15 protein-coding genes are annotated in these 22,451 nt (G+C 48.0%); 11 read left to right on the top strand and 4 right to left on the bottom strand.

Annotated features, from left to right (window positions below):
• Positions 1 to 3: 3 nt before the first annotated feature.
• The 4 genes from uxaC to QFZ48_RS06000 are packed head-to-tail and all read left to right on the top strand — an operon-like array spanning position 4 to position 4,385.
• Entirely contained in the window at positions 4 to 1,398 is a 1,395-nt protein-coding gene (uxaC, locus tag QFZ48_RS06015; RefSeq protein WP_429061586.1) for a glucuronate isomerase, read from the top strand.
• Positions 1,398 to 2,396 (top strand): PfkB family carbohydrate kinase, encoded by a 999-nt coding sequence (locus QFZ48_RS06010; protein WP_429061584.1) that lies wholly within the window; start codon positions 1,398 to 1,400, stop codon positions 2,394 to 2,396. Before uxaC ends, QFZ48_RS06010 begins: the two co-directional genes overlap by 1 nt.
• A 3-nt stretch (positions 2,397 to 2,399) precedes the next feature.
• The gene (locus QFZ48_RS06005; protein ID WP_429061582.1) at positions 2,400 to 3,062 is read left to right on the top strand and encodes a bifunctional 4-hydroxy-2-oxoglutarate aldolase/2-dehydro-3-deoxy-phosphogluconate aldolase; all 663 of its coding nucleotides are present in this window, start codon (positions 2,400 to 2,402) and stop codon (positions 3,060 to 3,062) included.
• 33 nt (positions 3,063 to 3,095) lie between these two features.
• Complete coding sequence (locus QFZ48_RS06000) at positions 3,096 to 4,385, top strand: MFS transporter (RefSeq protein ID WP_429044966.1); 1,290 nt, start codon at positions 3,096 to 3,098, stop codon at positions 4,383 to 4,385.
• Between the two features lie 296 nt (positions 4,386 to 4,681).
• Here QFZ48_RS06000 and QFZ48_RS05995 read toward each other — a convergent pair whose 3' ends face one another.
• Complete coding sequence (locus QFZ48_RS05995) at positions 4,682 to 6,328, bottom strand: UxaA family hydrolase (protein ID WP_429061580.1); 1,647 nt, start codon at positions 6,326 to 6,328, stop codon at positions 4,682 to 4,684.
• Positions 6,329 to 6,792: 464 nt separating this feature from the next.
• Between QFZ48_RS05995 and QFZ48_RS05990 the strand changes: the two genes are divergently transcribed.
• The 7 genes from QFZ48_RS05990 (at position 6,793) to QFZ48_RS05960 (ending at position 16,409) form a co-directional block, all read left to right on the top strand.
• Positions 6,793 to 8,748 carry a heparinase II/III domain-containing protein gene (locus tag QFZ48_RS05990; RefSeq protein ID WP_429061578.1) on the top strand — a complete coding sequence of 652 codons (1,956 nt, stop codon included), beginning with the start codon at positions 6,793 to 6,795 and terminating at the stop codon, positions 8,746 to 8,748.
• A gap of 186 nt (positions 8,749 to 8,934) precedes the next feature.
• A complete protein-coding gene (gene kduI / locus QFZ48_RS05985) occupies positions 8,935 to 9,777 on the top strand; it encodes a 5-dehydro-4-deoxy-D-glucuronate isomerase (protein WP_429044972.1) in 843 nt (280 codons plus the stop codon).
• A 22-nt stretch (positions 9,778 to 9,799) separates the two neighbouring features.
• The gene (locus QFZ48_RS05980) at positions 9,800 to 12,022 is read left to right on the top strand and encodes a DUF4861 family protein (protein WP_429061576.1); all 2,223 of its coding nucleotides are present in this window, start codon (positions 9,800 to 9,802) and stop codon (positions 12,020 to 12,022) included.
• Between the two features lie 51 nt (positions 12,023 to 12,073).
• A complete protein-coding gene (locus QFZ48_RS05975) occupies positions 12,074 to 12,835 on the top strand; it encodes an SDR family oxidoreductase (RefSeq protein WP_370909437.1) in 762 nt (253 codons plus the stop codon).
• A 31-nt stretch (positions 12,836 to 12,866) separates the two neighbouring features.
• On the top strand, positions 12,867 to 13,919 hold the full coding sequence (locus QFZ48_RS05970; protein ID WP_429044975.1) for a LacI family DNA-binding transcriptional regulator: 1,053 nt from the start codon (positions 12,867 to 12,869) through the stop codon (positions 13,917 to 13,919).
• A 21-nt stretch (positions 13,920 to 13,940) separates the two neighbouring features.
• Entirely contained in the window at positions 13,941 to 15,134 is a 1,194-nt protein-coding gene (locus QFZ48_RS05965; RefSeq protein WP_429061574.1) for a glucuronyl hydrolase, read from the top strand.
• Positions 15,135 to 15,152: 18 nt separating this feature from the next.
• Positions 15,153 to 16,409 carry a DUF2264 domain-containing protein gene (locus QFZ48_RS05960; RefSeq protein ID WP_429061572.1) on the top strand — a complete coding sequence of 419 codons (1,257 nt, stop codon included), beginning with the start codon at positions 15,153 to 15,155 and terminating at the stop codon, positions 16,407 to 16,409.
• A gap of 11 nt (positions 16,410 to 16,420) precedes the next feature.
• Here the strand turns inward: QFZ48_RS05960 and QFZ48_RS05955 are convergent, their stop codons facing one another.
• The 3 genes from QFZ48_RS05955 to QFZ48_RS05945 form a co-directional block, all read right to left on the bottom strand.
• A complete protein-coding gene (locus QFZ48_RS05955) occupies positions 16,421 to 16,903 on the bottom strand; it encodes an N-acetyltransferase family protein (RefSeq protein ID WP_429044981.1) in 483 nt (160 codons plus the stop codon).
• Between the two features lie 19 nt (positions 16,904 to 16,922).
• Positions 16,923 to 20,855: a Pls/PosA family non-ribosomal peptide synthetase gene (locus QFZ48_RS05950; protein WP_429061571.1), complete on the bottom strand. Its 3,933-nt coding sequence runs from the start codon at positions 20,853 to 20,855 to the stop codon at positions 16,923 to 16,925.
• A gap of 713 nt (positions 20,856 to 21,568) precedes the next feature.
• Complete coding sequence (locus QFZ48_RS05945) at positions 21,569 to 22,414, bottom strand: bifunctional helix-turn-helix domain-containing protein/methylated-DNA--[protein]-cysteine S-methyltransferase (RefSeq protein WP_429044985.1); 846 nt, start codon at positions 22,412 to 22,414, stop codon at positions 21,569 to 21,571.
• Positions 22,415 to 22,451: the final 37 nt, after the last annotated feature.

The following is a 22,451-nucleotide window of genomic DNA, read 5'->3' as shown; positions in this document are numbered from 1 at the left end:
GTTATGAAGGAATTTCTGTCTGAAGATTTTTTATTAAAAACGGAAACGGCTAAACGATTATATTTTGATTACGCCGCGTCCATGCCGGTGATAGATTATCATAACCACCTGCCACCGGACGAAATAGCAGGGAATAAAACATTTGCCAACCTGTATGCCATCTGGCTGAAAGGAGACCATTATAAATGGCGGGCCATGCGTGCCAACGGCGTACCGGAAGAGTTTATTACCGGCCCCGCCGACGACTATACGAAATTCCGCCATTGGGCAGCTACTACGCCGTATACCATGCGGAATCCGCTGTATCATTGGTCGCACATGGAATTAAAAAATCCTTTTGGTGTAACGGACCTGCTTAATGAAAAAACGGCGGAGAAGATATACCACGATTGTAATGCACAATTACCCCGGTTATCCACACAAACACTCCTGCAACATTATAAAGTAGACACGCTGTGCACAACCGACGACCCGGTAGATTCGCTGGAACACCACCGTGCTATTGCCAATAAGCCTTTCGGCACACGGGTGCTGCCTACCTTCCGCCCCGACAGGGCCATGGCAGTGGACAATCCCGGGGTGTTCAACCGTTTTATTAACGAGCTGGCAGCAGTTACCAATAAAGAAATCACCAGGTTCGATGATCTCATAGAAGCATTACATAGCCGGCATACCTATTTTCATGAAGCCGGCTGCCGCCTGAGTGATCATGGCATCAGCACCTTTTATTTTTCACCGGCTACCGGAAAGGAACTGGACACTATTTTCAATAGTACCCGAGACCATCGCGCAGCAACGCCTTACGAGAATGCACAGTTTAAAACGGCGATCCTGCTGGCTGTTTGCGAGTGGAACCACGAACGGGAATGGACACAACAGTTTCACGTAGGCGCTATCCGTAATAATAATTCCCGCCTGCTGCAACGGGTAGGGGCAGATGCAGGTGTGGATTCTATCGGCGACTGGCGCGTTGCGGAAGCCATGAGCGCATTTTTAGATGCACTGGATAAGAAAGATAAGTTAACAAAGACAGTAGTGTATAACCTCAACCCTTCTTACAACGAAGTTTTTGCTACCATGGCAGGCAACTTCCAGGATGGCACCGTTGCCGGTAAAATCCAGTATGGTTCCGGGTGGTGGTTTCTGGATCAGAAAGACGGTATGGAAAAGCAGATGAACGTATTAAGCAACATGGGCCTGCTGAGCCGGTTTGTAGGAATGCTAACCGATTCCAGAAGTTTTCTGTCTTATTCCCGCCATGAATATTTTCGCCGTATTTTGTGTAACCTGATCGGCAACGATGTGGAGCAGGGAGAGCTGCCAAATGATATTGCCTGGTTAGGGAAAATGGTACAGGATATATGTTACTATAACGCAAAAGCATATTTTGGATTCTAATGAAGCCGGTAAAAGTTATCACATTCGGAGAAATATTATTACGCTTGTCGCCGCAGCTGGCACAAAATACTGCTGCCATTTACGTAGGCGGTGCGGAAGCCAACGTTGCCGCTGCATTGGCCAACTGGGGCACAGAAGTGGCCTATATCAGCAAAGTGCCTGAAAACGGCCTGTCGAAAGACGTGCTGGAGCAACTGAGTAACCGCGGTATCCATACCGACAGGGTATTGTGGGGCGGCGCGCGCATTGGTATTTATTACCTGGCACAGGGCAGCGACCTTAAACATGCAGAAGTGGTGTACGACAGGGCATGGTCGTCTTTCAGCCAGATAGCCCCCGGCACGGTTGATTGGGACAGTTTACTTGGTGATGCCGAATGGTTTCACTGGAGCGCTATTACGCCCGCCTTAAACCCCGATGCAGCCGCAGTTTGCAAGGAAGTATTGGAAGCGGCTACCCGGAAGGGGTTGATCATTTCCACGGATCTTAACTACCGCAGCAAGCTATGGCAGTATGGGAAAAAGCCGGTGGATGTGATGCCGGAGCTGGTGCAGTACTGTGATGTAATCATGGGCAATATCTGGGCAGCCAATAACATGCTGGATACCGCACTGGATACAGCTGCGCTGGAAGCCAATAGCAAGGACACCTACCTGCAACAGGCAGAAAAGGTAGCAGCAGAAATCACTGCTACGTATAAGCGTTGCAAGCGGGTGGCGTTCACTTTCCGTTTCAGCAATGCTCCTACTCATAATTTGTACTACGCTTTTTACTATAACGAAGGACAGATGAGTATTTCCCGTGAATATGATACCAATGACGTGGTGGATCGCGTAGGTAGCGGAGACTGCTTCATGGCCGGGTTAATACATGCACAGCTGCAGGGACTGGACGATCAGCAGATCATTTCCTTTGCCGCTGCTGCCGCGTATTCCAAATTTTTTGTGATGGGAGATTTTAATACTACCTCTGAGAAAGAAATAATAAAACTGATATAGCATATGGCACCAAGTCCTGATACAATTATAGCAGCATTTGAGCAAAGCGGGATTATTCCGGTTTTTTATCATGATGATGAAAATGTTTGCCTGGAAGTACTGCAAGCCTGTTATGATGGCGGCTTACGGGTATTTGAATTTACCAGCAGGGGAGAAAATGCACGAAAGAACTTCGCTACCCTGCGCGACAGGAAACTGGCTGCCATGCCGGATTTGTACCTGGGTATCGGAACTATTAAAAACGCATCAGATGCCGCAGTATATACCGGTATGGGCGCCGACTTTATCGTTTGTCCCGTAACCGATCCGGAAACGGCCACATATTGCAGTGCTGAAAACATTACCTGGATTCCCGGCTGTATGACGCCTACCGAAATTGCTGTTGCCGAAAAGAATGGCGCCCGGCTGGTGAAGCTGTTTCCGGGTAATGTACTCGGACCGGGCTATGTAAATTCCATTAAGCCGCTGTTCCCGCAACTGAAGTTTATGCCTACAGGCGGTGTAGAACCTACTCGTATTAGTATGGATGCCTGGTTTGATGCCGGCGTGGTATGCGTGGGAATGGGGTCTAATTTGCTGTCTAAGTCCCTGATTGAAAGTAAGGACTGGGGCGCGCTGAAAGATAAAATAGTGCAAACGTTTGCATTTCTCAGGGCTAAGAAGTAACTTATGCACTTTATAAATTCCAAATAAACCGTAATGAATTCCACAACTTTAGGTAAGTATCGCTGGAGGGTATGTGCACTTTTATTTGTTGCTACAACCATTAACTATATAGACAGACAGATATTAGGATTGCTTAAAACTGATTTATCAGCCGAGTTTAACTGGTCGGAAACGGCGTACAGCAACCTGGTAATGGCATTTTCCGCTTCCTACGCGATTGGCTTGCTTTTCTTTGGCGCATTGGTAGATAAGATAGGTTCCAAACTGGGATACGCGGTATCTATTGTGGTATGGAGCCTGTCGGCGATGGCACATGGACTGGTGCGTTCCACGCTGGGTTTTGGTGTGGTAAGGTCTATCCTAGGTGTGAGTGAAGCGGGTAACTTCCCTGCGGCTATTAAAGCCACCGCGGAATGGTTTCCAAAAAAGGAGCGGGCACTGGCTACAGGCATTTTTAACTCAGGTTCCAATATTGCGGCTGTTATAGGACCGGCTATGGTATACTGGCTGGCCAGCAATCATGGCTGGAGAAATGCTTTTGTATGGACCGGCGCCATCGGTTTTATCTGGTTGATATTCTGGTGGATCTATTATGAAATTCCTGCCCGTCACAAGAAATTATCCAAAGCAGAATTTGATCATATCCATTCCGACCAGGAAGTGGAAGAACTGAAACCCAAACCCATTAAATGGAGTAAACTCCTGGGTATCAGGCAAACATGGGCTTTCATATTTGGGAAATTACTGACAGACCCCGTATGGTGGTTTTTCCTGTTCTGGTTACCAGGTTACCTGGAATCTATTTTCCATGTAAATATGAAAGAAACGCTGGGTCTGCCGGTAATCATCATCTATTCCATTACCAGCTTTGGCAGCATCGGGGGCGGATGGTTATCTTCCCACCTGATCAAATCCGGTTGGCCGGTTTTCAAAGCCCGTAAAGTGTCTATGTTGATCTTTGCGCTTTGTGTATTGCCTATTATGCTTATACAGTATTCCAATAATGTATGGTTCGCTATTGCATTGATCAGCCTGGCTACCGCAGCACACCAGGCATGGTCCGCCACTATATTCACCACTGCATCTGATATGTTCCCTAAACGGGCGGTAAGTTCTGTAGTGGGTATCGGTGGTATGGCCGGATCTATTGGCGGTACGCTGTTCCCCATGCTGATCGGCGCTATGCTGGATCATTATAAATTAATCGGCAACATTGGTATTGGCTACAATATCCTATTCACCATTTGCGCTTTAGCCTACCTGGTAGCCTGGACCGTGATGCACTTCTTTGCGCCTAAAATGGAGGCGGTTAACCTGAACTAAGCAGATTTTGTCTTATTCAGGATTACGCTGATTAAGCTGATTACTTTGATTTTGTCTTTTTGATTTTATTTTGATTTATAAGATTTAATAAGAGTAAGAAAGAATTGTAAATTCCTTTAAATAGAAAACGTCCGGGCAGATGTCCGGACGTTTGTTTTTATTCTTATGAGTATCAAAAATTATTCGCTTAGTATCTCTCTTAATTCACAAATCAAAAGTAAAATCAAAATAAAATCAAAAAGACAAAATCAAAGTAATCAGCTTAATCAGTGTAATCCTGAGTAAGACAACCTTCGCTACAAAGAAACTCCCCGTTTCCATGGAATAAAATCGTCCTGGTTAAGCTGCTCGGCCTTTGTATGCACTTCGCCGCTGGCGGTACGGATAACGTATTCCAGGATTTCTTCTCCCATGCCGGCAATGGTTTGTTCGCCGCTGATGATAGTGCCGGTGTTGATGTCGATGATATCTTTCATGCGGGTGGCCAGTTTGGTATTGGTGGCCAGTTTTACTACCGGTGCAATCGGGTTGCCGGTAGGCGTGCCGAGGCCCGTGGTAAACAACACCACGTTAGCGCCGGAACCAACTTCTGCTGAAGTGGATTCAACATCGTTACCGGGGGTGCAAAGCAGGTTCAGACCGGGTTTGGTGACATATTCAGTATAATCCAGTACGTCTGTAACCGGTGAAGTGCCGCCTTTTTTAGCTGCTCCCGCAGATTTGATGGCATCTGTAACGAGGCCATCTTTGATATTTCCCGGAGAGGGGTTCATATAAAAGCCGGAACCCACTGACTGGGCCTGGCTTTCATATAGGCGCATAATGCGGATGAATTTATCGGATATTTCTTCTGTCTGGCAGCGGTTAATCAGTTCCTGTTCCACGCCGCAGAGTTCGGGGAATTCAGAAAGAATAGAAGTGCCGCCCAGCGCTACCAGGAGGTCGGAGGTATGACCTACGGCCGGGTTAGCCGAAATGCCGGAAAATCCGTCAGAGCCCCCGCATTCGAGTCCGATGACCAGTTTGGAGAGCGGGCTTGGCTTGCGGGTCAGCTTATTGGCTTCCACCAGCGCCAGGAACGTGTCTTTGATGGCGGCAGACAGCATCGCAAATTCGGAAGCACTTTTCTGCTGTTCGTATACCAATACCGGCTTGTTAAAGGCCGGGTTGAGCTTTTTCAGTGATTCCTGGAGGATAGATACCTGCGCATGCTGGCATCCCAGGCTAAGAATAGTGGCTCCGGCAACATTGGAGTGATGAATATAACCGGCCAGCAGGGCACATAAAGCGTCTGAGTCCTGGCGGGTTCCTCCGCAGCCTCCCTCATGGGTGAGGAATTTGATACCGTCAATATTCGGGAAAACTACGTTACGTTTACTCGTTTCCGTTAGTGCGCCTGCCTCGTAGTTTTTAATGGCTTCCAGGTCACCGCTTTTGTAAAGCGAAACCAGGTCTGTTACCTGTTCGTTGTATACTTCGGCAGGAGAAAAACCAAGACCCTTTTCGAAGGCAGTTTTAATTACACTTACATTCCTGTTTTCACAAAAAACCAATGGAATTACCAGCCAGTAATTACGGGTGCCTACCTGGCCATCGGCCCGGTGGTAGCCCATAAAGGTGCGGGTTTTCCATTTACTCACATCGGGCGCCTGCCATTCCAGGGAGCTGTCTTTTTCATGAAATGCGTTGGCATCATGGATCACATTTTCCGTGGTAATGGTTTCTCCCCTCCTGATGCTTTTGCTGGCTTTGCCCACCAGCACGCCATACATCGTGATGGGATCCCCTTCACGGATATCATTTACCAGGAATTTATGTTTAGCAGAAATATTTTGTTGCAGTTGAATGTTATGTCCGTTAAATGAGATATCGGTTCCTACCGGTATATCCTGTAAGGCTACCAGCACATTATCGTCAGGATGAATTTGTAAATAAGCGTTCATAGGAGCTAAAGTAGTAAATAACTGCTCCGGCTGGTGATAGTAAAATGTTAATCCATGATAAGATTTTGACTATTTGATTATACCGCTGGAACACCTTATGGGAGCAGGTCAGGAATGAATTATAAATTGTTAATCGGCTATCAGTAGGATTTCACCGGCCGGATAGGAGCAGGTAGTTATCCGGTAATGTTTATGCAAACGTTTGTAATTCTGGTATATTTTGATATTTTTGATTCACCGGCGCGGGTTTCCGGCGATGAAACTAGTAAATTCCATGGGAGAAGAGGTAATATTTTTAAAGATGCCGGTATGGGCACTATTTACCGGAGGCGGCACGATTCCGTTTGAAAGTAAGCACCAGGTGAACAATGAATGACAGTATTGTAACAAATACATGACAGTGCCTCTCCACACCTTAGCCTATAATTCCGTCCTGCTTATATCTTATTAAAAATAAATGTCAAATGCACGTTAAAAAACTGGTATGCACGGTATTGCTCTTTTCAGGTATTAGTATAGGCGGCAACGTTGGTGCCCAGGATGCTGGTAAAACAAGAAATTATTTGTACGAAGAATACAGGCAGAAAGGTAGTGATGCTGCATTTAAAAATATTGTGCAATGGAGGCAGCAACGATATAAATCCATCGTGGAACAAATTGCCGGCCTGCCGGCCGCCAGCAGGGCCATATTGCTGAAGGAAGCGGATAAAAATTTATCGTTCAGCTGGCCTTCATTGCCGGCTACTTTATACCTGCAATACCGTGATAATGGCAACCGCGTAAATTTTGAAAATGCACAGTTTGAACGCCGGAAGGTATTAGCGGCATTAGTGGCAGGAGAACTGGTGGAGGGGAAAGGAAAGTATATACCGCAAATCGTAAATGGTTTATGGCTGATCCTGGAAGAAAGCACCTGGGTATTGCCGGCACATATCGGGGCACAGAAAGCAGGCAGCGATCTGCCGGACCCTGAAGAGCCGGTGGTAGACCTGTTTGCAGGGGAAACTGCCGCCACACTGAGCTGGGCACAGTTCCTGCTGCACGATCAGCTGGATAAATTTTCCCCGGTAGTAAATAAGCGGATCACCTATGAACTACAACACCGCATTGTGGAGCCTTACCTGAAACGGACCGATTTCTGGTGGATGGGATGGGCCGGCCGCAGCGTGAATAACTGGAATATCTGGATCAATACCAATGTTTTACAAACTGCGTTACTGGGTATAAATGAAACGGATATACGAAATAAAGTAATTGAGAAAACGATCCGCAGCGCGGATAATTTCGTGAACGGCTATCCGGAGGATGGCGGCTGCGATGAAGGACCTACCTATTGGGGACATGCAGGAGGTAAACTCATTGAATTTATCGATTTGCTGAACAGTGCTTCTGCACACCAGCTGAGCTGGAGCAACAATGAACTGATTCACCGCATTGGGGCCTACATTTATAAAATGCATGTGGACAGCAGCCGGTTTGTGAATTTTGCAGATGCTTCTGCCAGCACCATTCCGCCCGCACATACGGTGTATTTATTCGGAGCAGCCTTTCATGATCCATTGCTGGTCAACTTCGCCGCTTATCTCTCAAGGCTGGAGAGCCCCGACACCAACAGGGTGAAGACGCCTTCCCTGGCTTTCTTTGTGTATAACGTGGAACTTCGAAACGCCCTGTTATCTGCTAAAGCAGCAGCCCCTTATACCGCTGAAAACTGGCTCCCGGATTTGCAGGTATTGTCCCTTCGCTCAGAAGCCGGCGTATCCAAAGGCTTGTTCTTTGCCGCACAGGGCGGACATAATGCAGAAAGCCATAATCACAACGACGTGGGGAATTTTGTGCTGTACATGGATGGGAAACCCGCCATTATTGATGTGGGCGTAGGCACTTATACAAAGCAAACATTCAGTGCCGACCGCTATAAGCTATGGTTTATGCAATCGCAATGGCATAACTGTCCTACTATCAACGGTGTTCAGCAACGCGATGGCCGGCAGTTCCAGGCTACTGCTGTGCAATACAGCCGTAACAAGCTGAGTATGGACATTGCCGCGGCGTATCCCGAGGCAGCTATGGTGCAATCCTGGAAGCGCACCTTTACATTCAACCCCGCCAAAACTTCACTGCAGTTATCAGAAACATACCAGTTGAAAGATTGGAAGGAGCCCTTCCTGCTGCATTTTATGACCAGCCTGGATGCCGATACCCATACGCCAGGGAGGATTTTACTGAAAGGCAGCACAGCTGACCTGTTACTGACCTACGATCCTACCTTATTTGAAGCAACTGCGGAACAACAGGAAATAAAAGACGACCGCTTATCACCGGTGTGGGGCGAGTATGTAACACGCATCAGCCTGAAGGCCCGGAAGCAGGCGTTAACCGGCAAACACTCGGTGGAGTTCGTGATGCGCCGTAAATAAAGGAATTTGGCCATCCTGTGAAGGCATTTTTTTAAATAAATGCTTGATTTTTGCAAACGTTTGCATTACTTTAGAGTTTTCGCCTGATTAGCAAAAATTATCCGGAAAGATAATGATGTAAATTGCCGGTAAGCTGAAGAAGAACCATCAGCTACTGTTTCAAATAAATAAAAACATGCAGACTATATGAGCACCACGTTCGAATCAAGATATGCCAGCAGTCCGGCTGAAGTAAAGCAAATGGACACTGCACAACTCAGGCAGGCATTTTTAATGGAGAAAATCTTCGACGCCGACCACATTGCCTGGACCCACACACATTATGACCGCTACCTCACAGGCGGCGCCATGCCCGTAAAAGGACCGGTAACACTGGACACCATTGACCTGCTGAAAGCAACCTATTTCCTGGAAAGAAGGGAACTGGGCATGATCAACGTAGGTGGTGATGGCATAGTGGAAGTAGACGGTGAGAAATTTGAACTGGCGTATAAAGAAGCATTATACATCGGCAAAGGAAAACAACAGGTGATCTTCTCCAGTAAAAACGCAGCAACACCCGCTAAATTTTACCTCAACTCCACACCAGCGCATCATAGCTACCCAACCCGTAAAGTGTCTAAAAAAGAAGCGGAAGTGGTAACACTGGGCACATTGGAAACTGCCAATCACCGCACCATCAATAAACTGCTGGTGAACAGCGTGCTGGAAACCTGCCAGCTGCAAATGGGCATGACAGAGCTGCAACCAGGCAGCGTATGGAACACCATGCCGGCGCATACGCACGACAGAAGAATGGAAGTATATTTTTACTTTGAAATACCGGAAGGCCAGTCTGTATGCCACTTCATGGGACAGCCACAGGAAAGCCGGCATATCTGGATGCAGAATGAACAGGCGGTTATTTCCCCACCCTGGTCCATTCACTCCGGCGCCGGCACCAGCAACTATACTTTTATATGGGGTATGGCCGGTGAAAACCTCGACTACAGTGATATGGATCATTGCAAGATCACGGAACTACGTTAATGAACTGATAATAGCTGCTATCATGATGATGAAAAAAATTATCGCAGGAAGCTTGCTGGGCTTGTCTTTCCTGCATGCCGGCTTACCGGTGCATGCTGCGGAACCCGTTACCAGCCTGCATGCCACGGCTTTCACGGATGCCTATACCGCAGCTGCGGTAAGGGCGCAAATGGAAAAAGTGGCTTCCTGGCAATGGCGCCATATAGCTGAAAATGGCTGGAACCACGCGCCTACCGACTGGACCAATGGCGCAATGTACGCCGGTATGATGTCGCTGGCCCAGGTAACATCCAATCCCTTTTTTGTGGACCGCCTGGTACAGGTAGGGAAAGACAACAACTGGAACACCGGGCCCGATCGTTTCTTCGCAGATGAATATTGCGTAGGTCAGCTCTATTCACAATTGAATAGTGTCTATAAAGATCCGGTAATGACCGATAAGTTCCGTAAGCTGGCAGATAGCATTGTGGCAGCGCCGCATACAGAATCACTCGAATGGAAAAATGGTGTTCACCACCGCGAATGGGCCTGGTGTGATGCCTTATTCATGGGCCCCCCGGCATTGGCATATTTAAGCACGGCCACCGGTGATCCGCGTTACCTGGCCACCGCAGATAAGCTATGGTGGAAAACAACAGACTACCTGTATAATAAACAGGACAGCCTTTATTACCGCGATGGCAGCTATATCGGAAAAAAAGAAAAGAACGGGACCAATGTATACTGGAGCCGTGGCAACGGTTGGGTAATGGGCGGCCTGGTTCGTATGCTGGATAATATGCCCGCCGGCTACGCCGGAAAGGCACGTTTCCAGGAGTTGTATAAACAAATGGCTTACCGCATAAAAGCCCTGCAAACAGCCGATGGTACCTGGCACGCCAGCTTACTGGACCCTGAAAGCTACCCAGCAAAGGAAACAAGCGGCACCGGCTTTTACGTATATGCGTTGATGTGGGGAGTGAATAGCGGTCTTTTACCGGAGAAGGAATTTTTACCGGTGATACAAAAGGGATGGGAAGCGCTTACCGGCTGCGTGCACCCGGATGGTAAGCTGGGATTTGTGCAGGAAATAGGCGCTGCACCCGGAAAAGCAACCGCCAATGATACCGAAGTATATGGCGTAGGTGCGTTCCTGTTAGCAGGCTCGGAACTGATCAAATATGATCTCCGGAAAAGTGCTGCTGCCCAGGTAATCATCTCCAATAACACTGGTATCAACAGGATAGAAGAAGTGACAGAAATTCCTTACCCCGCTTTCAGTGCAAAATTATCCAAACAAACGCTGAAAGGTTTTAAGATAGTGGACGTATTGAGCGGACAGGAAATTCCTTATCAACTGATTTATGAAGGCGGTAAATCGCCAAAGAAGATATTGGTACAGGTAACACTGCCCGCTGCTGCAAGTTTGTATGCGCGGGTAGTGGAAGGCGCCCCTGCGCCCGTAAAGGCAAAGGCATACGGCCGTTATGTGCCGGAGCGTAAAGATGATTACGCCTGGGAAAACGACCGCATGGCCTATCGCATGTATGGCAAGGCGCTTGAAAAAGTACCAAAAGAAATGGCCTATGGTATTGATGTATGGGCCAAGCGTACAACCGATATGGTGATTGACACCTGGTATAAACTGGACAACTATCACCACGATAACGGGCAGGGACTGGACTATTACAGCGTGGGCTTAACATTTGGCGCAGGTGACACAGCGCCATCCGGACAGGATACCATCTATTTCCCAAAAAACTACCGGCAGTCGAAAACCCTCGACAATGGTCCGTTGCGCACCACTTTCTCCCTCACCTACGATACCTGGCAGGCAGGCAACACCGCCGTTACCGTTACTAAAACCATCTCCCTGGATGCAGGTTCCCAGCTCAATAAAATGCAGGTACAATACAGCTTCAAAGGGAATGACATCCCCGTGGTAACAGGTATTGTAAAACGCAAAGAGCCCGGCACCGTATTGCTGGATGAGAAAACAGGCGTAATGGGTTATTGGGAGCCCGCTCATGGCGACGATGGCACGCTGGGCATAGGTTGTGTTTTTGCACGGGAAGTACCCGGAATGAAAACGGATCATGTACATTTGCTGAGTCCCGGAACAGCAGGGAGCCAGCAGCCATATGAGTACTATTTCGGGGCAGCATGGAGCAAAGGTGGCAGGATCACTTCTGCCGAAGAGTGGTTCGCTTATCTCGAAACATTCGCCCGGAAGATTAAACAACCCTTACAGGTAACGATTCAATAACTTTTCCGGCAGGCCACCACTGGCCCGCCGGAAAACTCCAACTTATTCATCATGGACTTATTTCAGTTAAAAGGAAAAACTGCGCTGGTTACCGGCTGCAAACGTGGCATAGGAAAAGCAATGGCAGTGGCACTGGCTACCGCAGGTGCAGATATTATCGGGGTTTCAGCCTCCCTGGAGCTGGAGGGCAGCGAAGTGGAAAAAGAAGTAAAAGCATTGGGCCGTAGTTTTAAGGCCTATCAATCCGACTTTTCCAACCGGACCAGCCTTTATGCCTTTATTAAACAACTGGAACAGGACGTTCCGGTAATAGATATTCTCGTCAATAACGCCGGCACTATTCTCCGTAAACCCGCCGCAGAGCACCCGGACGAGTACTGGGACGAAGTGATTAACATCAACCTGAACGCCCAATTTATCCTGACCCGCGAAATAGGAAAAGGAATGATTGCCCGTGGAAGCGGAAAAGTTATCTTTACAGCGTCTTTGCTCACCTTCCAGGGTGGTATTAACGTACCGGGATATGCAGCCAGTAAAGGAGCCGTAGGCTCACTGGTAAAGGCATTTGCCAATGAATGGGCTTCAAAAGGTGTAAACGTGAATGCCATTGCGCCGGGTTATATTGCCACGGATAATACGGCAGCCCTCAGGGCAGATCAGCAACGCAGCAGCGCTATACTGGACCGCATTCCGGCCGGCAGATGGGGTGAACCGGAAGATTTTGCCGGACCAGCAATATTCCTTGCCTCAAAAGCGGCTGATTACATACATGGTACAATCCTTACAGTGGATGGTGGCTGGATGGGAAGATAACAGGACATATTACAGCTAATAGCCTCTATACATGAGCAAACGTACCGAAAAAACAATTGTGGATATTGCTGAAGAGCTGAAGCTCTCCGTATCCACTGTTTCACGCGCCCTGAATGATAATCCTAACATCAGCGCACGTACGAAAGATAAGGTAAAGAAGATGGCCCGTAAACTCGGCTATCGTCCCAACGCCTTAGCCGCCGGGTTACGCAACAACAAAAGCAAAACCATCGGGCTTATTGTTCCGCGTATCTCTATGTTCTTTCCAGCTACCATCAGCACCATCATTCAAAACAAGCTGCAGGAACATGGATATAACCTGATCATCTGCCAATCCAACGATTCCTACGAACAGGAAATAGCACTGGTAAATACGCTGTATTCCGCCAGGGTAGATGGATTGGTGGTATCTACCACTTTATATACCACCGACTTTTCCCATTTCGATGTATTCAAGGACAACAAAATTCCGCTGATATTTTTTGACAGGGTACCGAAGGATTACAATGTAAAGGTAATTAAGGGAGATGATTACCTGGGAGGTTATACCGCCACTAACCACCTGATAGAAAAAGGCTGTAAAGATATTGTTCACATTTCCGGGCCGCTCAGCTGTAACCTTTATGTGGAAAGGGTAGCAGGGTATAAGAATGCATTACAGGAATCAAAACTGCCGTTTAAAAAAACGCGTGTATTTTATCACGAACTCACCCGCGATAACGCCTGGCAAACCTGTGAAAAAATATTCTCGCAACCTCCATTCCCCGATGGCGTTTTTGCATCTAACGATACAACAGCCATTACCATCATGCAGTATTGCCGGAAAATAAATGTAAGGGTGCCGGAAGACCTGAAAATAGTAGGGTATTCCAATGATCCCCGTACAGAAATCGTAACGCCGGCTGTTACCAGTGTAGACCAGTACCCGGCCATGATGGGGGAACGTGTGGTAGCCGCTCTCATGGAACTGATCAGTACCGCACCTTCCACTGTATCACGTTATTCACAGGAAATAATACCTATTCAACTGATAGCCCGCGAATCTTCTGCTGGTACAGCAAAGAGCAGTGGAAAAAAGAAATGATCATACTATAATCACGTTATTATGAAGAAGAACCTGTTCTTTACGGTATTGTTATTGCCGGCATTTATGATGCAATCGTATGCGCAGGCGGGTAAAGCAGATAAAGCCCTACTCGCAAAAGCAGATGCCACCCTGCAATTCGCCGCCAGGCAGTACAAGCTGATGATGACGCATGTACCCGATAGTTTGCTGCCACGCAGCACCAGCAAAGATGGCAGTTTGATGACATCTAACTCCGGCTGGTGGACCTCCGGTTTTTATCCCGGTACCAACTGGTACCTTTTTGAATATACCAAAGATCCGGCCTTTAAAAACGAAGCCCTGAAGAGAATGGCGCTGGTACAAAAAGAACAGTACAATACCCACACACATGACCTGGGCTTTATGATGTATTGCCCCTTTGGCAATGCCCTCCGCATCACAAAAGATACCGCTTACAAATCCATTTTGCTCACCAGCGCAAAGTCATTGTCCACCCGCTTTAACCCAACCGTAGGTTGTATTAAATCATGGGATCACGGCGCATGGAAGTTCCCGGTGATCATTGATAACATGATGAACCTCGAACTGCTGAACTGGGCTACCCGCGAAAGCGGCGACAAAAAGTTTGCAGAAATCGCCCGCATACACGCTAACACTACGATGAAGAACCATTTCCGCCCGGACTACAGCTCTTACCACGTAGTGGATTACGATCCCGCTACCGGTGCGGTAAATGAACGTAAAACACATCAGGGACTGGCCGACAGTTCTGCCTGGGCACGCGGACAAGCATGGGGACTATATGGCTATACCCTTATGTACCGCGATACAAAAGATAAAGCCTACCTGGAGCAGGCCCGTCATATCGCAAACTTTATCCTGGATAACCCGCATATGCCGGCCGATCTCGTGCCTTACTGGGACTACGACGCACCGGATATTCCCAACGCACTGCGTGATGTATCTGCTGCTTCAGTAGCTGCATCAGCCTTGCTGGAGCTAAGCCGTTTCACCAATAAAGCCGATGGCAAACGTTACTGGAATGCAGCAGAAAAAATGCTGGCAAGCCTTTGCAGCCCGGCATACCTGGCGAAGGAAGGAGAAAACAATGATTTTATACTGATGCATAGCGTAGGCCACCTGCCTAATAAATCGGAAGTGGATGTACCGCTCACTTATGCTGATTATTACTTTATAGAAGCATTACTCCGGTATAAACAATGGGCAAAATAATGCCGTAAATTTATTTGCATGGACAGACGTTTTTTTATCAAAGCTATTCCTATGGCAGGAGTGGCAAGTACTATAGGCTCTGAAAAGGGATTGCTGAAAGCGATGGCGGCTGAAAAGCCTGCACCCGATGACAGGGAGTATAATGTGGATCTGATGATTCGTATATGCCAGCCCGTTATTGAGCAACTGAGCAAAGGAAAACTGAAAGCCACCATGCCTACCGAAGTGGCGCCGAACTATGGAAAACCGGTGGAGAAAGTAACCTACCTCGAAGCATTTGGCAGAACCCTGGCCGGCATTGCCCCCTGGCTGGAACTTGGACCAGACAACACGATGGAGGGAAGCAAGCGTATTGCCATGCTGGAAATGACCCACAAAGCAATAGCGATGGCAGTAGATCCTGCATCCCCGGACTATATGAACTTTACCGGCAAATTTGATGCACAACCACTGGTAGACGGCGCTTTCCTCGCGCATGGATTATTACGCGCACCAAAGCATGTATGGCGCAGGCTCACTCCCAAAACACAACAGCAGGTAATAGATGGATTAATCAGTTTACGCAGCATTAAAGCATTTACCAACAACTGGGTATTGTTCTCCGCCATCATTGAAGCCATGCTGCTGAAATTCGGCGCCGACTGGGACCGCAAACCAATTGACCTGGCCGTGCAAAAAATGATGGAGTGGTATAAGGGTGACAGTATGTATGGCGACGGCGCGCATTTTCATTACGACTATTACAACTCTTTTGTGATCCAGCCCATGCTGGTAGACGTACTAAAGGTGATGGCTGAAAAAGAAGAGGGAAGTAAAGCAAACTATGAACTGGCATTAAAACGAATGCAGCGTTATGCCGCTATTCTTGAAAGGCAAATTTCTCCTGAAGGAACTTTCCCGGTAGTGGGTCGCTCCATGCCTTACCGCAACGCGGCTTTCCAGGCACTTGCGCAAATTGCACTGGAAGAAAAACTGCCGGAAGAAATATCGCCCGCACAGGTAAGGTGTGCACTAACGGCAGTGAATAAACGAATATTTGAGGTGCCCGGTACTTTTGATAAAAAAGGATGGCTGAAGATTGGTTTCTGCGGGCATCAGCCGGAGATTGCAGATACCTATACCTCTACCGGCAGCCTGTATTTATGCAGCACCGGTTTCCTGGCATTGGGCTTACCTTACGGCAGTCCGTTCTGGTCGGAACCGGCGCAGCCATGGACCTCAAAGAAAGTATATGCCGGAGCTTCTGTGAAAAAGGACCATGCTATCGACTATTAGAGAAGGGGCTGTTAAGTCAGCCACTTCTCATATACCAGCCGTACCGGCTCATATTTTTCCGATGCCAGGAACCGTTGCATACGATGGTTGTTCGCCAGCGTATATCTGACTATCCTGCGAATACCCATTGCTACGTATATCCGTTCCAGTTCTTCATTCAGCATCCTGTAAATACCCTGGCGGCGGAATTCATCTGCTACATAACCATCAGATACATAGAGGGTGTTACCTGTATAATCTTCAATCCGGCTGTCGTCCGGTTCTTCCGGATATGCAAAGATGAAGCCTGCTGGTTTATCACCTGCATAGGCCAGCAGGCAAGTGCCACCGCAGGTTTCCTGCATTTCTATCACATGTTGCATATAGTTGGATGCAATGCTTTCCCAGGTGGCCGTTTTCGGGAAAAATGCTTTTTCCGAAAGATGCAGCTGCTCCATCATGTTGCTGATGAGAGCATAGTGATCTTTTATTTGTATGGATTGGATGTTAATCATTTTCGTATAGTTGATAGCGTTATTCCGGTTTAACCGGGCTGCCTGTCCAGCTGGTACCAGGTTGTAATTTTTCTCCTTTCATTAACAACGACAACGGCGCAATATTTACATCATCGCCTATTTCACTATCGTACAGAATAATGGACCTTGCGCCAATGCTGCTTCTGCGGCCTACTTTAATGGGTCCTATCTTCATCACCCTGTCTTCAAACAGGTGTGTCTGCGGGCCGCTGTCTTCATTCAACACACTATCAGTACCTATTTCCACCATGTCAAATTCCGTGATATCTGCGGTATTCAGTAATACGCGGTGGCCTGTTTTTACACCCAGCAGGCGGAGTATTACCGGCAGCCACGGAGTCCCTTTCAGGTATTCCAGCAGGAATGGAATAGAGAGTGCTTCGTAGGTAGAAGTAATCGCTTCACTGCGCCATACATTGGATGTCCACATGGGGCTTTGTAAAGCCTTGTATTTGCCTACAAGAATCCATTTGAGCAGCACGGTAAAGAAGAATGCCGGCAGCCCCAGGAAAAAGAGATAATAGAAGGGGAACTGCAACAGGATCATCCACCAGGGTTCATCTGTTACAAGGTCATGGGCATAGGCAATGAACAGGATACTGCAGCAGATCACCACTGTTTCCGGGATGAGGATACGTATAAATTCAACCGTAGCCCTGGCCAGTTTGCGTTGTGGCGATGGATGGGTAGTGAGTTCCGGGGGAAAGAAATGACTTTCCTGGCGGCGTGGCAGCGCAATAGCCGGGGAGCCGAACCAGTCGCGGGCAGTACTTGCTGCCAGCTGTTCTTTGGAGGGTGGTGTGGATAACACGCCTATCAGCATATTCTCCGGCAATTCATAACCCTGTGGTATCAGGGCACTGTTGCCAACAAAGCTGGTATTATGTATGATCGTTTTTTCGAGTATCAGCTGTTGTCCGCGTACATCAGATTCGCCGAGTGTTACCGCATCTGCAATAAAGGCGCCGTCGCCTATTTCGAGTAAAGGATGGGTAACGCTGCTGGCGGTAGATACTTCGGTATTGCGGCCTATTTTGGCTCCCAGTGCGCGGAACAGCGAAGAGATATACACTGTGGCAAAAATAGGATGTATTACAATCAGCGATAGCGACATCAACTGGTCAGCAAACCATTTACGGGCATAAAATGCGCTGTAAATAGGATAAGTGCCCGGCTTAATTCCCCATTGCAGTAAACGGGTAAGCAGCACGGTTTGCGCAGTAAATAAAATAATATAACTCAGCGCCAGCGCCGGTGTGATCACCATATAATTGAAGTTATAATCCGGTGCGGCATTATCCATTTGGTTGAGGGTAATGATGGTAGGCAACAACGGCAATAGCACCGTAAATGGAAATACCAGCAGGAACAGCGAAAAGATAGCGCTGTATTTTCTGCGGGTAGCTTTTGATACCGGCAGGGGCTGTGGCAGCTCACTGATATTTTTAGTTACTTTTAGTACAGCCGGGCTACCCTGCCATACCTCGCCAGATTTCACAGTACTGTTGGCAGGCAGGAAACTAAGGTCCTGTAATTCGCTCCAGGCTTCCATTACCGTGTCGCCGCCAATAACTGCACTGCTGCCTACGTATGCATGATCGCCAAGATACACGCTGCGTAGTTTCAGCCATCCATCTTCCACAAACGCATTATTGATGACAGCCTGTGAACTGATACTTACATCGCTGCCAATGGTAACAAGATCTTCTGCGCCAATGGTTACCGCGCCGAGTTGCGCATCCGGTGCTATTTTCACGCCCAGCAACCGGAGATAAGCCGGGTATAAAGGCGTGCCATTGAGGAATTGTGAAGGCATAAGGCGCTGGATTGTTTTTACCAGCCACCAGCGGAAGTAATAAGTACCCCATAAAGGATAATCTCCTGCTTTCATTTTGCCTATTACCAGCCATTTGGTACTGATAATAAGCATGGAAAAGAGAGGCGGTAACAGGCAAAACATGATAAGAGCGGTAAGGATCGCATATCCAAGGTGGCTGGTATCCTGTTCCACGTAATAATATCCCAGGTAAGGGAGGAATATCTGCATGGCAAATAATCCGAAGATCACCAGTATGGCAACAGTTTGTGCTATCCAGCAACTGAGATGACGCCACCACGGCACTTTATTAAAAACGCGGGGCGGCTTAGGGGCCGACTGTGGCTGTGCGGCCCATACATTTACCAGTTCCTGCAGGGGGCGGTGTATATAAATATCTTTGAGAGATGCATTAGGCACATTGGCCTCACGGCGCAGTCGTGATACAAAAGCTGCTGCAAGTAAGGAGTGTCCTCCCAGGTCGGTAAAAAAGTCCTGTTGAAGATCGATTGTTTTATCCGGAAATACCTTTGACAGGATAGCACTGATCCTGTCGGCTACAGGGGCGTCCGGATCAATGGCTTCATGAGTGGTTACCTGTGCAAAGGCCGCAGGCAGTGGTAGTGCTTTACGGTTTATTTTGCCGCTTGGCAGGCGGGGCATATCTTCCAGCGCTACGATGGTGCCGGGCACCATATAGGGTGGTAATACTTTGGCGAGTGCTGCACGGAGGAAGGATTCATCAAAAGGAGCATGATCTTCCTGTACAATATAACCTACCAGCTGATCCTGGTCGTTGCTGTCTTTTTTCACCGCCACTGCTGCTGCGGCAATGCCGGCAATAGCATGGAGCTGGTTTTCAATTTCCCCGAGTTCGATCCTGTATCCCCGCAGCTTGATCTGATCATCGAGGCGGCCCTGGAAGTCGATACTGCCATCCGGTAAAATAATGGCGGCATCACCGGTGCGGTACAGGCGTGAGCCGGGTAGTTCCGTCATGGCAGCTGGCTTATCCACAAATTTTTCGCGGGTCAGCTCGGGGCGGTCGATATACCCGTCGCCTACGCCGGGTCCTGAAATAACCAGTTCTCCGCGTTCGCCTACCGGGAGGATATCCAGTTTTTCGTCTACCACAGCCATGTTGTAATTGGGCAGCGGCTGTCCGATGGTGATATAATCTCCTGGCTTTAACGCCGCAAAAGTGGCGCTTACTGTTGTTTCCGTAGGCCCGTAACTGTTATAAAAGTGCCTCGGGGGTACAGCCCACCTGGATAGTACCTGTGGCGTACAGGCTTCGCCGCCGGCATTAATGAGGCGCAGCGTGGGGATATTATCGTCCATGATAGCGAGCAGGCTGGGAACGGCATGTAGTACGGTGATTTTTTCACGGCGCAATACATCGCCCAGTTCATCAATGGCTTTGGCGGTGGTGGCATCGGCCACCCAGAGCGTGGCGCCGGCAAAGTAACTCAGCCAGGTTTCTTCGCACCACATATCAAAAGATACGGAGAAACCCTGGTACACCTTATCGGTGGCACGGATATTTAAAACGGTTTGTTCTGCCCTGATAAGGTGGCAGATCTGCCGGTGATTGATCGGGATGCCTTTGGGTTTGCCGGTGCTGCCGGAAGTGTATAATATGTAAGCAAAATTTTCGGGTTGTGGTCCGGCGTTAAGGGTGAATATTTCAGTGCTGCCAGGTACCGGTGGTACTGATAACACCGGGGCTTCCAGCTGGAGGGGAACTTGGCTGAAGCAGGCCGCCGCCTTTACTTCTGTCAATACACCTTCTACTCTTTCTGCCGGCATCTCCCGGTCGAGGGGAACATAAGCCGCACCGGCTTTAATGATGCCCAGTATAGCGGCATGCAGTTCAAGGCTGCGTGGCCACCAGATCCCAACCACACTGCCGGGACCTATTCCTTTGGATTGCAGGAATACGGCGATGGCATCGCTCCAGTGATCCAGCTGTTGATAAGTAAGTGTTTGTTGCTGGAATATCAGTGCGGTTTGATGGGCATGTTCCTGCACCGATTGTGAAAAAATATCGGCCAGCGTTTCATGATGAAGCAGCTCTGGCTGTTGGGGTCCTTTAACTATACTGTAAACATTCATAAGTTCGCGTTCCCGTAGGTACTTTGGTGTTTGGTATAGCAAAGTTAGGTGTAAGAATCGGAGCGCCGCCTTATAATACGCTTAAAAAAAATAGATTGTTTGGCAAAATTTGCGTATTATCTGGTAAGATTCCAGCGCTCACTGATAAGTATATACGGGCATTCCAGCACACATTGATCAGCCATCTCCGGTCACACCATATCACCGGTTTACCGGCAGGTTTCTTTCCGGATTCATTGTTTTTTATGGGGAGGTCAGAAAACGCATGGATATTGGTATATGTAAAGGATTGATACTAAATATCGATATGTTTTTTAATGCGGACTCTAAACAAACAGGAAATTTATATATGAAAATGCAAAATTATTTTTTATTTTTAAGGTAACCTATTAAGCACTACTAAGCATCTGCGGGAGGATGTGTTTATAGCAACCAAAATCTGAAGAAGAAGTATCACAAACGATAAACTAACTTGATTAACATCTAAACCGGACGCTGATCTTCGTGAGAGAACTAATGCTCATGCCCTGCAGGCATGTTTGACGACGTTTATACAATGGTGATATTTTGACTTTTCTGATAAACTTTTTTTTCCTCGTCTAACCGGCAGGCACTATTTAGTGCTGGTCCTTTTTTTCATAAGCAAAAACGGGGCTGTCCTACACAAGCGGGCAGCCCTTTGTTTTTTGGACGCTGCCGGAATACCGGGCAGTTTATATCTCCCATCCATCAGTATTTCCTTTTTTGGCGGCTTCCCAGCCAATGATGGCGCTTTTACGTGTGCTTCCCCAATGGTATTGCCCGGTGTCGCCGGTGGCTTTAATTACACGGTGACAAGGAATCAGGAAGGCCACCGGATTCTGTGCCACCGCTGAGCCTACTGCGCGGGAAGCATTTGGGTTTTGAAGGGTTGTTGCCAGCTGTGAGTAGGTAGTTAAATTACCCATCGGGATTTTCAGCAGGGCTTCCCATACTTTCAGTTGAAAGTCCGTTCCCCGCAAATGCAGTTTTATTTCAGACAGCCGGCTCCAGTCCTGCGTAAAAATATACAGGGTGTTTTGCTGAATAAGGTCCACCATCTGGGTAAACTGTGCATGGGGAAACTGCGCGGTCAGCGCCTGCAGGGCGAGTTGCTGATCGTCTGCAAAAGCCATATGGCAGATACCTTTGGAGGTAGATGCCACAATGATATCACCAAACGGACTCTCTGCAAAACTGTAATTAATGCGCAATGCCTTGCCGCCGTTTTTATATTCTCCCGGCGTCATACTTTCTATATTGATAAACAGGTCGTGCAGGCGGCCGGTGCCCGAAAGCCCCGCTTCAAAGGCAGCATCGAACACGGTTACCTTTTCTTCTCTCAATATAGTTTTGGCGTAATCCAGCGTAAGGTACTGCAGGAACTTTTTAGGTGTTACCCCTGCCCACTCTGCAAATACACGCTGAAAATGAAATGGGCTCATATGTACGGCCGCAGCAATTTCCTGTAAGTCGGGCTGCGTTTTGAAATGCTCTTTAATATAGTCTATTGCCGTGGCAACGGTGTTATAATGATTCATAGCATCAATGTTTTTAAACAAAGGTAGCCTCGTGAAT

It is taken from the genome of Chitinophaga sp. W2I13 (assembly GCF_050434005.1).
In the GTDB taxonomy this organism is placed as follows: Bacteria; Bacteroidota; Bacteroidia; order Chitinophagales; family Chitinophagaceae; genus Chitinophaga.
The sequence above is the reverse complement of the archived record's forward strand: the minus strand, read 5'-3'. Positions and strand labels throughout refer to the sequence as shown.